The organism is Bordetella ansorpii, from assembly GCF_900078315.1.
In the GTDB taxonomy this organism is placed as follows: domain Bacteria; phylum Pseudomonadota; class Gammaproteobacteria; order Burkholderiales; family Burkholderiaceae_B; genus Bordetella; species Bordetella ansorpii.
The window spans coordinates 84,258-96,596 of record NZ_FKBS01000008.1; the positions used below are offsets into that span (position 1 = coordinate 84,258).

General features: G+C 68.6%; 12 protein-coding genes. 4 read left to right on the forward strand and 8 right to left on the reverse strand.

Annotation, left to right across the window (positions count from 1 at the left end):
- Position 1: 1 nt before the first annotated feature.
- Complete coding sequence (locus tag A7W11_RS04425; protein ID WP_235816800.1) at positions 2–982, forward strand: alpha/beta hydrolase; 981 nt, start codon at positions 2–4, stop codon at positions 980–982.
- Between the two features lie 124 nt (positions 983–1,106).
- Here the strand turns inward: A7W11_RS04425 and A7W11_RS04430 are convergent, their stop codons facing one another.
- Together A7W11_RS04430 and A7W11_RS04435 are read right to left on the reverse strand one after the other, a co-directional pair.
- Entirely contained in the window at positions 1,107–1,478 is a 372-nt protein-coding gene (locus A7W11_RS04430; protein WP_066408879.1) for a RidA family protein, read from the reverse strand.
- Between the two features lie 100 nt (positions 1,479–1,578).
- Positions 1,579–2,553 (reverse strand): IclR family transcriptional regulator, encoded by a 975-nt coding sequence (locus A7W11_RS04435; protein WP_412778699.1) that lies wholly within the window; start codon positions 2,551–2,553, stop codon positions 1,579–1,581.
- Here A7W11_RS04435 and A7W11_RS04440 point away from each other — a divergent pair.
- From A7W11_RS04440 to A7W11_RS04450, 3 genes are all read left to right on the forward strand, one after another.
- Positions 2,518–3,324 carry an enoyl-CoA hydratase/isomerase family protein gene (locus A7W11_RS04440; RefSeq protein ID WP_066408890.1) on the forward strand — a complete coding sequence of 269 codons (807 nt, stop codon included), beginning with the start codon at positions 2,518–2,520 and terminating at the stop codon, positions 3,322–3,324. The two genes, A7W11_RS04435 and A7W11_RS04440, sit on opposite strands and share 36 nt — an antisense overlap.
- Entirely contained in the window at positions 3,321–5,414 is a 2,094-nt protein-coding gene (locus A7W11_RS04445; RefSeq protein WP_066408892.1) for an acetate--CoA ligase family protein, read from the forward strand. Before A7W11_RS04440 ends, A7W11_RS04445 begins: the two co-directional genes overlap by 4 nt.
- An 81-nt stretch (positions 5,415–5,495) precedes the next feature.
- Entirely contained in the window at positions 5,496–6,473 is a 978-nt protein-coding gene (locus tag A7W11_RS04450; RefSeq protein WP_066408905.1) for a tripartite tricarboxylate transporter substrate binding protein, read from the forward strand.
- Between the two features lie 61 nt (positions 6,474–6,534).
- Here A7W11_RS04450 and A7W11_RS04455 read toward each other — a convergent pair whose 3' ends face one another.
- The 6 genes from A7W11_RS04455 to A7W11_RS04480 all read right to left on the reverse strand — a co-directional run bounded on the left by A7W11_RS04455 (position 6,535) and on the right by A7W11_RS04480 (position 12,313).
- The gene (locus A7W11_RS04455; protein WP_066409454.1) at positions 6,535–7,500 is read right to left on the reverse strand and encodes a Bug family tripartite tricarboxylate transporter substrate binding protein; all 966 of its coding nucleotides are present in this window, start codon (positions 7,498–7,500) and stop codon (positions 6,535–6,537) included.
- Between the two features lie 58 nt (positions 7,501–7,558).
- On the reverse strand, positions 7,559–8,359 hold the full coding sequence (locus A7W11_RS04460; RefSeq protein WP_066408907.1) for an enoyl-CoA hydratase-related protein: 801 nt from the start codon (positions 8,357–8,359) through the stop codon (positions 7,559–7,561).
- An 11-nt stretch (positions 8,360–8,370) separates the two neighbouring features.
- Complete coding sequence (locus A7W11_RS04465; protein WP_066408908.1) at positions 8,371–9,342, reverse strand: Bug family tripartite tricarboxylate transporter substrate binding protein; 972 nt, start codon at positions 9,340–9,342, stop codon at positions 8,371–8,373.
- A gap of 67 nt (positions 9,343–9,409) precedes the next feature.
- Entirely contained in the window at positions 9,410–10,279 is an 870-nt protein-coding gene (locus A7W11_RS04470; RefSeq protein WP_066408910.1) for an HpcH/HpaI aldolase/citrate lyase family protein, read from the reverse strand.
- Between the two features lie 28 nt (positions 10,280–10,307).
- On the reverse strand, positions 10,308–11,081 hold the full coding sequence (locus A7W11_RS04475) for an enoyl-CoA hydratase/isomerase family protein (protein ID WP_066408914.1): 774 nt from the start codon (positions 11,079–11,081) through the stop codon (positions 10,308–10,310).
- A gap of 59 nt (positions 11,082–11,140) precedes the next feature.
- The gene (locus A7W11_RS04480) at positions 11,141–12,313 is read right to left on the reverse strand and encodes a CaiB/BaiF CoA transferase family protein (protein ID WP_066408916.1); all 1,173 of its coding nucleotides are present in this window, start codon (positions 12,311–12,313) and stop codon (positions 11,141–11,143) included.
- Positions 12,314–12,339 lie beyond the last annotated feature (26 nt).

The window sequence follows — 12,339 nt, forward strand, 5'->3', positions numbered from 1 at the left end:
CATGATGACCCTGACTGATCGAACGCCGAGGCGCCAGGTGAAGACCGGCGCGCATCTTCTGTCCCACGCCGTGGTGCTGGCCGCCACGCTATGGGTCGCCGATGGGCATGCGCAGTCCGCGCCGAATGGGCCGGTGCGGCCCGGCATGCAGTTGGTGGGGGAAACCGTGGCGGACCGGCCTTCGGCCGTCTACCGCTTCGAAACCCATCGGCTGGACTCGGCCGACGGCAAGCGCCACTATCGTATCCAGATCGCCGTGCCCCGGCAGCCCGGTCCGGCCACGGGCTATCCGGTGCTGTACATGCTGGACGGCAACGCCGCGCTGGACTCGCTGACCGATGCCGACCTGGCCCGACTGGGCAAGCAGGCCACGCCGGTGCTGGTGGCCGTGGGCTATGACGTGCCCACGCGCAACGACGTGGTGGCGCGCGCCTACGATTACACGCCGCCGTCGTTCGAGCAGGGCGAGCGCCTGCCCAATCCGGTGGTGCGCGGCCATGAGGGGGGAGGGGCGGATGTGTTTCTCGACCTGCTGCTGAACCGCATCAGACCCTTGGTGCGTCAGCGCGCGGCCATCGACCCTGGCAAGGAATATCTGTGGGGCCATTCCTACGGCGGCCTGTTCACCCTGTATGTGCTGTACAACCGGCCGGACGCGTTCGCGCGCTACATCGCGGGCGACCCGTCGGCGTGGTGGAACGACGGCGTGCTGGTGCGCCAGTGGCAGCAATTCCAGGCATCCCGCGCGGCGGGCAAGCGCGTCGCGGTCCTGGTGGGCACCCGGCCGCGCGATCCGGCCCGGCCCGCGCCGCCTGCCGCCAATGGCCAACCCGCCGATACGCGAGCCGCGGTACGAGACATGGTGGACGGATTGCGTGCCGCCGGCGCCGATGCCAGCTACGAGGCCTTCGCGCAGTTCGGCCATGGCGAGATGCTGCGCGCCTCGCTGGAACGCGCGCTGGACCTCGCGACGGCGCCCTGATCCGCGTCCGCTTACACGGGTAACAAGCAGACACGCAATGGCGGGGCGTGCCCATGCCTCAATGGGTACAGTACCCCCCTTGCCACGGTGGGGGCGGCGGGTCGGGGTGGTAAGGGAGGGGCGCTTACCGCCCGTCCGCCGCAACGGCCTGGATCTCGATTTCCACGTCCACACTCATTGCCAGCGCCGCCTGCACCGTGGAGCGAGACGGAAACGTCTCGCCGAAGCGTTCGCGGTAGACCTCGTTGAAGTCGTTGAACAGCGCCAGGTCGCTCAACCACACCGTGGCCCGCACGGCATCCTTCAGGCCGCAGCCGGCCAGGGCCAGCGTTTCCTCGATGCGGTCGAACACGGCGTGGGTCTGTGCGCGGATGTCGCCGCGCACGACCTGGCCGGAAGCATCCATCGGCACTTGCCCGGACAGGAACAGGAATCCGCCGGCCTGGGTGGCGCGGGAGAAAGGCAGCGGCAGGGAGCTGGGGTAGCGTTTGATCATGGGGCAGGCTCTGTAGGACAGGGTTATTTATCATATATGAGAATTTCTCGATGCGATAACCGAACTGTCTTGCCTCGCAAGATACTTTACATAATATACATTATGCGTAATTCAAAGCCGCAGTGTCATGGGCCTCGATGCCGCTCTCGATCCGGTCCCGCAACGCGAGCAGCCTGGGCGCCAACGCGGCCGCCACTCGCGCCCGCTGTGCGGGCGCCTCCTCGGACGGCTGACTGAAATTCAAGGCCAGCGTCCGGCACGCGATCGTCAGCGGCGCCGCCAACGCGATCACGTTCGGCTGCCAGGAAGTCCAGCAGTAGCCGGAACGGCCCAGCTCCGCCATGGCCTCGTTGATGCCCGCGCTGATGGGCCGCCATGCCGCCGCCGAATGGGCCCGCTTCAGGCTGGCCAGCAGTTCCTGACGCTCGGATGCATCCAGCCGGCCCAGGTAGGCGCGCCCCAACGACGTCAATTCGATGGGAACCCGCTGACCGGCCACCACCGTGCGCAACGATACTTTCCGGTGATAGCGAATCGACTCCAGGTAGATCATGTCCGCGCGGTCCGGACTGGCCAGGCCGACATTGACCTTCAGCCGCGCCGACACCTCGTGCATCAACGGCACCGCCACGCGCAACACGGGCGACGAGGCGCGCATGGCATGGCCCAGGCTCAGGACTGGAACGGCCAATCGGTAGGCGCGAGCCGCGCGGTCGTGTTCAAGGAACCCCGCCGTCACAAGCGTCTGGGTCAGGCGGCTGATCGTGGCGCGGGACAACCCCGTGCGTTCCGCCAGTTCGCCATTGCCCAGCAGGTCCGTGCCGGGACGGAAGGCCCGCAGCACCTCCAGCCCTCTTTCCAGGGACCGATTCTGGCCGGGACCGCCGAAGCGGCCCTGCCCGGCAATGGCAGGATCCTGAGTCATTTGCAATTCCACCAGATGGAAATGGGGTGATGTCGCCGCCCACTTTAGCGCGTAGTGTTCGCGGTAGGCCAGTGCAACGGCACACCAGCTACTGGCAGCCATACCGGAGGAGACATGGCGCACTACGAACTCATCGAACTGCAGGTCCACGCGGGCGTCGCCACGCTGACTCTCAATCGTCCCGACAAGCGCAACGCCTTCACCGACGGCATGCGCGCCGACTTCATCCACGCGCTGGAACACATGGCGCGCGACAAGGACGTCCGCGCGCTGGTACTGACCGGCGCGGGCAAAGGATTCTGCGCGGGCGGCGACGTCGCGGGCATGCAGCAGCGCATGGAAGCGCCCGCGGGCGACGTGGCGTTCAATGGATGGTCACGGCAGCAGGTCGTGCACCATGCCGTGGGGCTGCTCTATCACATGCCCAAGCCCACCATCGCCGCCGTCAACGGCGCCGCCACCGGACTGGGGGCCGACACGGCGCTGGCCTGCGATTTCGTGCTGGCCTCCGAGTCCGCGTCGTTCGCATGGAGCTACATCGACCGGGGCCTGATCCCGGACGGCGGCGGCATGTACTTCCTGCCTCGCCGCGTAGGCCTGCCGCACGCAAAGGACCTGATCTTCAGCGGCCGCAAGGTCGACGCCCGCGAAGCGCTGGCGCTGGGCATCGCCGACAGGCTGGCTTCGCCCGACGCCCTGCTGGCCGATGCGCAGGAATGGGCGGCGTCGCTTGCTCGCGGGTCGCGCACGGCGCTCGCGCTGGGCAAGTCGATCCTGAACCAGACCTTCGAGCTGACCGCGGACCAGGTCTTCGCCATGGGCAGCCAGGCCCAGGGCGTCTGCTACACCAGCAGCGAACACCGCGAATCGGTCCAGGCGTTCCTGCAGCGCATGGCGCAGGCCAGGGAGGCCCGTCAATGACGCTCTGGGACCGCCTCATGACGCCCCGCTCGGTGGCCATCATCGGCGCCTCGGCCGATGCGTCCAAGACCTCGGGCCGGCCCGTCGGCTATCTGCTCAAGCATGGCTACAAAGGGAAGATATTCCCCGTCAACCCACGAGCCAGCGAGATCGAGGGGCTGGCATGCCATCCGGACATCGCCTCGCTGCCGCAGGCGCCGGACGTCGCGCTGGTGCTGCTGGGGGCGCAACGTTCCGTGGACGCCGTGCGGGAACTGGCCGCGCTGGGCACGCCGGCCGCCATCGTGCTGGCCAGCGGATTCGCCGAGACCGGCGAGGAAGGCGCGCGCCGGCAGCAGGCCTTGTGCCAGGCGGCCGGGTCCATGCGGCTGCTGGGCCCGAACACGATCGGACTGGTCAACCTGACCGACGGCATCACCCTCAGCGCCAGCGGCGCCCTGGAGCTGGAGCAGTTGCAGCGGGGCGAGATCGGCCTGGTATCGCAGAGCGGCGGCATCCTGGGCGCCCTGCTCTCCCGCGCCAGCGCGCGCGGCATCGGCTTCTCCAAGCTGATATCGACCAGCAACGAGGCTGACCTGGATCTCTCGGATTTCATCGGCATGCTGGCCGACGATCCCGGCACGCGCGTCATCGCACTGTACGTGGAAACCGTGCGCCGCCCCGAAGCCTTCGTCCGGGCTTGCCGCAAGGCGGCGGCCGCCGGCAAGCCCATCGTGGCCTTCAAGATCGGCCGTTCGGAATCCGGCGCCCGCGCCGCGGCGTCGCACACCGGGGCGCTGGCGGGCGCGGACCGCATGTATGACGCGCTTTTCTCGCAGGCCGGCGTGCTCCGGGCGCAGACCTACGCGGACCTGCTGAACATACCGGCGGCCTTGGCGGCGGGACGGACATTGCAGGGCAATCGCGTGGCGGTGCTCACCTCCACCGGCGGCGCCGGCACGCTGGTCGCGGACAGCCTGGGCATGGCGGGCTTCGACCTGCCCGCGCCCGACGCAGCCACCGCGGCCGACCTGCGCGCGCTGCAGGAAGGCGACCATGCCGTGCTGGACCGCAATCCAATCGACGTCACGCTGGCCGGACTGCAGCCCGCCCTGCTGCGCCGGATCATTCGCGTGCTGCTGGACAGCCCGGCATACGACGCGCTGGCCGTGGTCGTAGGCTCTTCGGGCGTGGCGCAACCGGAACTGATGGCGGATGCGTTGCGGGACTCCATGGGCCACGATGGCAAACCCGTGATGGCCTACGTCAGTCCCCACGCGCCGGCTGCGGCCGCCGTACTGGGCCGCTATGGCATTCCCGCCTTCCACGAGCCCGAAGGCGTGGCGGCGGCCCTGGGCGCGCAATGGCGCTTCGCACAGCTATCCAGCGGCCCAACCGTGCATGCCACGGCGCGACGGCCCCTTCAAGCCCCGAAGGATCTGCCCGCCGGGCCGATGGACGAAGCGCAGGCCAAGGCCCTGTTCCGCCATTTCGGCATCCACGCGGTCCGTGAGCGGGTCGTGCACGACGCGGCACAGGCCGAGCAGGCCGCGCGCGAACTCGGGCCGGCCGTCGTGCTCAAGCTGCTGTCCGCACGGATCCTGCATAAGTCGGAGGTGGGCGGCGTGGCGCTGGGCCTGGAGGCGGCATCGATCGGACCACGCCTGGCGCGGATGGCGCGCGACGTCCAGGCCAGCACCGGCCTGGCGCCGGATGCCTTCCTGGTCCAGGAGATGACGGCAGGCGTGGCCGAACTGATCCTGGGCGTCCGCAAGGACACCCTGGGCACCGCCCTGTTGATCGGCATGGGCGGCGTGATGGCCGAACTGTTCCGCGACACGGCCTTGCTGATGCTGCCGGCGGATGGCGGTTCGCTGGGGCGCGATCAGGTGCTGGAGGCGTTGCGCGGCCTGACGTCCTGGCCGTTGCTGGAGGGTTACCGTGGCCGCCCCAAGGCCGACGTGGCCGCCGTCATCGACGCCGTGCTGGCGTTCGGCGATATGGCCCGGTCGCTTGGAGACCGCCTCGTCGAGGCCGAGATCAACCCCTTGTTCGTCCGCGCGGAGGGCCAGGGCGCGATCGCCGCGGACGGTGTGGCCACTCTTTCCTAGTGCCCGGACGGGCGCATGAACGCGCCCGCCATTTTTCACGATAAGTGCCGCACGAGCCGGCACGCTTTCTGGAGACAAGCAATGAACCGACGCCTATCTCGGGGGTGGCTGCTGGCCGCCGCCTTGACCGCCCTGCTGCCCCTGCACGCCGCACGGGCCGAATTTCCCGACAGGCCGTTGCGCATCGTCGTGCCCTTCACGCCCGGTGGCGGCACCGACATCATCGCGCGCCAGTTGGCCAAGGACCTGGGGCAGGAGCTCGGCCAGACGGTGGTGGTCGAGAACCGCCCCGGCGGCAGCACCATCATCGGCAGCGACAATGTGGCGCGCAGCGCGCCGGACGGCTACACCTTGCTGATGGCGACGTTCGCCCATGCCGTCAATCCCGCCATCCAGCAGAAACTGCCCTACGACACCGACAAGGCCTTCGCGCCGGTCGCCATGATCGGCAAGTCGCCGAACGTGCTGGTGGTCGCGGCAGACTCGACGTTCAAGACCGTGCAGGAGCTGCTGGCGGCCGCCCGCGCGCAGCCCGGCAAGCTGACCTTCGGCTCGTACGGCAACGGCACTTCCGCGCACCTGGCGGGCGAGATGTTCAAGAGCCAGGGCAAAGTGGACATCCTGCACGTGCCCTACAAAGGCGCAGGTCCGGCCATCAATGACCTGATGGGCGGCCAGATCGACATGATCTTCTCCACCTCGGCCAGCGTGAGCGCCCAGGTCAAGAGCGGCCAGTTGCGCGCCCTGGCGGTCACCTCGTCGAAGCGCTCTCCGACCTATCCCGACGTGCCCACCGTGGCCGAAGCGGGATTGCCCGATTATTTCGTGGACAGCTGGTATGCGGTGTTCGCGCCCGCAGGGACCCCGGCGCCCGTGATCGCACGGTTGAACCAGGGCATCCGCAACGCGGTCGGCAAGGAGGATTTTCGCCGCGCGGTCGAGCAGGAAGGGCTGCTGCCCGAGGTCGGCGCACCGCAAGACCTCGGCAAGTATGTCGCGACGGAGGAAAACCGGTGGCGGCGCATCGTGGACCAGGCAGGCTTGAAGCAGAAGCCGTAGGCCGGCAACGATCCTCTACAGATCCCGGTCCACGCCCCGGCGGGCCGAGGCGGCGCCCGGACTACTCGGCCTGCAATCCGGCAGCCTTGACCACGCCGCCCCATTTCCGCACATCCGCGGCGACCTCGGCATCCATCGCCGACGGTGTCCCCAGCGCCAGTTCGTACCCCAGTTCCTGCATCCGGGCCTGCATCTCCGGATGCTTGGCAGCCGCGGCCAAGGCCTGATTCAGGCGCGCGACGACCGCATCCGGCGTGTTCGCGGGGGCCATCAGGCCATACCAGATGCGAACCTCGTACCCCTTGACCCGCTCCGCGATGGCAGGCACCGCTTTCAGACGGTCCAGGCGGCCGGCATCCGCCACCGCCAGCCCGCGCAGTTTTCCCGACTCGATATACGGTTGCGCCGAATTGATGGCCGCCGACACCAGCGGGATGTGCCCCGCCAGCAGGTCCGATAGCGATTGGCTGGAACCCTTGTACGGAACGTGCGTCATCCGCAGGCCGCTCATGTGTGCCAGCAGTTCCACGGCCAGATGCTGCGGCGTGCCGACACCGGGAGAACCATAGGAGACCTTGCCCGGATTGGCCTTGGCATAGGCCAGCAGTTCGTCCAGGGTGGAAAACGGCGAGCCTGGCCCGGCCACCAGCACGATCGGCGACGTCGCGATGATGCCCACGCCGCGCACATCCCGCTGGATGTCGGTGGCCAGATTGCGGTAGAGGTGCGGATTGATGGTCACGGTGTTGGCCGCCAGCAGCAACGTGTAGCCATCGCGCGCCGATCGCGCGACCTGGTCCGTCGCGATGTTGCCCCCCGCGCCCGGCTTGTTCTCGACCACCACGGGCTGGCCCAGTTCCTGCGAGACGTGGGTGGCCACCAGGCGGGCGATGAGGTCGGTGCCGCCGCCCGGCCCATATCCCACCAGCAGGCGTATCGGATGGTCCGGAAAGCCCCCCGCGTGAGAACCGGCGGCCGATAGCGCCAGCATCCAGAGCAGGCTCAAGCGCTGCAGGTGTTTGTGCATGTCGATCTCCATGGCCGCCATGTCCACACGGACGGCCGCGCCGGCGCTACGCCAGCTCTCAGCGCCCCTTGAAGACGGGTGCGCGTTTTTCCAGGAAGGCCTCGACGCCTTCGCGATGGTCCTCGGTCATCAGCGCCGCCGATTGCGCCCAGTTCTCCGCGTCGAGATAGGTTTCCAGCGCCGGCGCATAGGCCTGACGGAACAGCCGCTTGCCGAAGCCATAGGCCAGCGTCGGCCCGTGCGCCAACGTGGCCGCGGTCGCCAGGGCTTCCTCTTCGAGCGAGCCGGCATCGACCACGCGCGTCACCAGTCCCATGTCGAAGGCTTCCTGCGCGCCGAGCCTGCGGCCGGACAGGACCAGTTCCTTGGCGCGCAACAGCCCGATGTTCTGCGCCAGCAGATAGATGGCGCCGCCGTCGGGCGCCAGGCCGACGTTCTTGAACACTTGCGAGAAAAACGCGGTATTCGCGGCCAGCACCGTGTCGCAGGCCAGCGCCAGGCTCCAGCCGATGCCCGCCACGGCGCCCTGCACCGCGGCCACCACGGGTTTGTCGATGTCCGCCAACGCACGGATCATGGCGTGGGCGCCCTGCAACCGCTCGCGTGCCGACGTAACAGTGAAATGACCCATGGTGGACACATCGCCGCTGGCGCAGAATGCCCGGCCCGCCGCGCAGAGCATCACGGCGCGCACCTGCGGGTCGCGGCCGGCCTGCCTGCACAGCTCGGCCAGGCGGTCGCGCATGGCATCGTTCAGCGCATTGAGCCGATCCGGCCGATTCAGCCTGATGATCGCCACATGGTCTTCGAGCCGGCATTGCACCAGTTCCTGCGGGTCTTCCTGCCGTGGTTCCGTCATGATGCTCTCCCCTACTGCGCTTCGATGCCGGCCTGGCGCACCTTCTCGCCCCACACCGATTTCTGCTGCTCCACGAACGGCCCGAAGGCCTGCGCCCGGGCCGGCGTCGGCTCCGCGCCCATTTTCTTCAACTTGCCCTGGATCTCGGGCGACGCGACGATCCGGTAGAGCGCGTCGCCCAGCTTGGCCGACACCGCGGCCGGCATCCTGGCCGGACCAAAGATGCCGACCCAGGCGGCCAGGTCGAATCCGGGCTTGCCCAACGCCTCGGACACCGGCGGCAGATCCGGGGCCAGCGCGCTGCGCCGTTCCGTGGTCACCGCCAGCGCACGCAGCGAACCGTTCTGGATATGGCCCGCCGCCGACGCCAGATCGACGAACATGAACGTGGTGCGCCCGCCGATGATGTCGGTCATCGCCTGAGGGGTGCTGCCATAGGGAATGGCCGCGCTGTTCAGGTTGGCGGCGCGGTCGAACGCCGCCGCTGCGATCTGGCCGGTGCTGTTGCCGTAGCCGTAGTTCATCTCGTTGCGGTGCGTCTTGCCGTATTCGAGCAGTTCCGCCACGTTACGTACCGGCACCTTGCCGCCGACCACCAGCACGAACGGGAAATTGCACACCTGCACCAGCGGCGTGAAGTCCTTGATCGGGTCGTAGCGCAACTGCTTGAACAGGTACGGATTGGAGGAATGCGTCGTGTTGGTCGCCAGCATGATGGTGTAGCCATCGGGCTGCGCCCGCGCCACGAAATCCGAGGCGACCTGGCCGGAGGCGCCCGGCTTGTTCTCCACGATGACGGGCTGGCCCAGATCGCCCTGCAGCTTCTCGGCGATCATGCGGGCCACGATGTCGCTGGCGCTGCCCGCCGCGAACGCGGTGATCATGCGCACCGGCTGCGAGGGATAGGCCGGCTGGGCCCGCACCGGGACGCACGCCAGCGTGGCCAGCATCAGCGCGCACAACTTTGCGGAAAATGCGTACATGGTTGTCTCCTTTGGTGTGAGGCCCCCGCAATCTGGGCGCGGTGGGCCGGCGATCCGTCGTGCCCGGCTAGGCCGGCAGATGGGCCAGGATGCGCTGCGCCTGCTTCAGGTGCGGGCGGTCCAGCATCTCGCCGTCGAGTTGCAGCGTGCCCACGCCCGGCGCCTGCTCGAACGCGGCCACGATCCGGCGCGCGCGCGCGATGTCGGCCTCGTCGGGGGTGAAAGCCTGGTTGATCGGTGCGACCTGATCGGGATGGATGGCGATCTTTCCGGTGAAACCCGCCCGCCGGGCGCTGGCCGAGTCACGCGCCAATCCTTCGGGATCGCGGAAATTGCCCCAGATCGTGTCGATGGCGGGCACCCCGGCCGCATGAGCCCCCAGGAGGCAGAGCGAACGCGCCATGCGGTAGGTGAAGTCGTATTCGCCGTTGTCCAGCCGGTTGCTGGCCGCGCCGACCGCCGCCGCCAGATCCTCCGCGCCCCAGGTCAGCCCGCGCAGGCGCGCGCTGCATCCCTGGTAGCTGCCCAATCCGAACATGGCCTGCGGCGTCTCCGTGGCGACCGGGACGATGCCGATGCTGCCCGGGTCCAACCCGTCGCGGGCCTCCAGCGCGCTCAGGTAGCGGTCCAGCAGAACGATGTCCGCCGCGCCGCCGACCTTGGGCAGCAGGATCGTGGCCGGGCCGGCGCGCACCACCGCGGCCAAATCGTCCAGCGCCAAGCCGGAATCCAGCGGGTTGATGCGCACCCAGAGCTGCGCGCCGCCGCCGGCCTTGGCCGCGAGATACTCGCGCACCATGTCGCGAGCGACAGGCAATCGCGACGCCTCGACGGAGTCCTCGAGGTCCAGGATCAGAACGTCCGCGCCCGCGCCGGCGGCCTTGGCCTGCTTGCGTTCACTGTCGCCCGGGACAAACAATAACGATCTCAACGGCATGGGTGCTCCTTGTGGGTGGGGATAGCGCTCAACGCCCCTGGAAAGCGGGCTTGCGCCGCTCCGCAAAGGCCTTCGTTCCTTCCTGTACGTCTTCCGAGTCCTGCAGCACGCGCAGGAAGATCTGTTCCATGCGCAGTCCGCTGGCCAGGTCCATGTCGCGGCTGCGCAGCGCCAGTTCCTTGGCGGCCTGCACGGCCAGCGGCGCATTGGCGGCCAGGCGCCTTGCGTACTGCATCGCGGCGTCCATCAATTGCCCGTCCGGCACGACCTGGTTGACCAGCCCCCAGCGCTGCGCGGTCGCGGCGTCGAACTTGTCGCCGATCAGCAGCATTTCCATGGCGATCGCATGCGGCAGTTGCTGGGCGACGCGCTGCGTGCCGCCATTGGCCGGGAACACGCCACGCTGCACCTCGCTCAGTCCGAACACGGCGGACTCCGTGCAGACCCGCAGATCGGTGGCCAGCAGCAACGTCATCCCTCCCCCCAGGCAATAGCCATTCACGGCGGCGACCACCGGCTTCCAGAGTTCGATGCCCCGATTGAGCAGTTGGTCCGACTGCGTGCGCATCAGGGCGCTCAACGCCGGCGGCGCGCCGATGAACGACTTCAGGTCCGCGCCCGCGCAGAAGGCCTGGTCGCCCGCGCCCGTGACGATCGCCACGCGGATGCCGTCGTCGTCCCGCACGCGCTGCCAGGCCTCGGACAGCCGCGCGTAATGCTCGGCATCCAGCGCATTGCGCCGTTCCGGACGGTTGATCGTGATCGTGGCGATACCGCCACCGACGGAGAAATCGATGGACATCAGCGTGCCTCCTTGATTGAGAAATCCTTTCTCGCGCGCCGCCGCCCAGGCGGCGCGCTTCAGGCCGATCCTGTGATGCGTGCGATATCCGCTTCGTCGTACCCCAGCGATGCCAGGATCTCCTGCGTGTGCTCGCCCAATACTGGTGGCGGACATTGGGCGGCGGGCCGCTGGCCATCGAAGCGCAGCGGCTGCGAGACGACCTGCAGCTGTGCGTCCGCGCCGCGCGGCAGCGCCTGGACCATGCCGCTGGCCAGCGTGTGGGGATGCGCCAGTACCTCGGACACGCCCATGATGGGCGCGCACGGAATGCCGGCCCGCGAAAACCGCGTGATCCACGCGTCGCGGCTGTCGCGCGCCAGCAGCGCGGCCACCTCGGCGAGCACGGCCTCGCGGTGCGCGACCCGGCCGGCATTGGTGGCGTAGCGGGCGTCCTCGGCCAGCGCCGGCGCGTCGACCTCGCGGCAGAACGCCTGCCACAGCGTATCGTTGGCCACGCCCAGCAGGATCGGACGATCGCTGGCCTGGAAAACCTGGTACGGGCACAGGGATTCGTGCGCCGATCCCCAGCGGCGCGGCTCGGTGCCGCGCTCCCAGTAGCTCTGCATGACGTAGCCCATGAAGGCCAGCGAGGTGTCGAACAACGACGCCTCGACGCGTCCGCCCCTGCCGGTCCGCAAGCGCCTGACGGCGGCGGCCAGAATGCCGATGGCCGCATGCATGCCGGTGGCCTGATCGATCGGCGAGATGGGGCTGCGCACCGGCTCCCCCTCCTCTTCCCCCGTCAGCGCCATCATGCCGCTGAACGCCTGCAGGATGACGTCGTACCCTTTTCCCTGGCGTAGCGGCCCCTCGCTGCCGAATCCCGAGATGCTGCAATGGATCACATCGGGCCGCAGCGCCGCCACGCTGTCGTAGTCGATGCCCAGCCTCTGCGCCACGCCCGGTCCGAAGCTCTCGACCACGATGTCGGCAGTGCCCAGCAGGCGCCGCACGGCCTGCATGCCCGCCTCCGACTTCATGTCCAGCACCACACTGCGCTTGTTCCGGTTGGCGCTGAGGAAGACCGTGCCATCGCCGTTGCGAAATGGCGGCCAGTGCCGGGTGTCGTCGCCGCGCGGCGGCTCCACCTTGATGATCTCGGCGCCCATGTCTCCCAGATACTGCGTGCACAGCGGCCCCGCCAGCACTTTCGAAAAATCGACCACCCTCAAGCCCTGCAACGCGTCCATGCCTGTCTCCCTGAAGATGCCGGCGT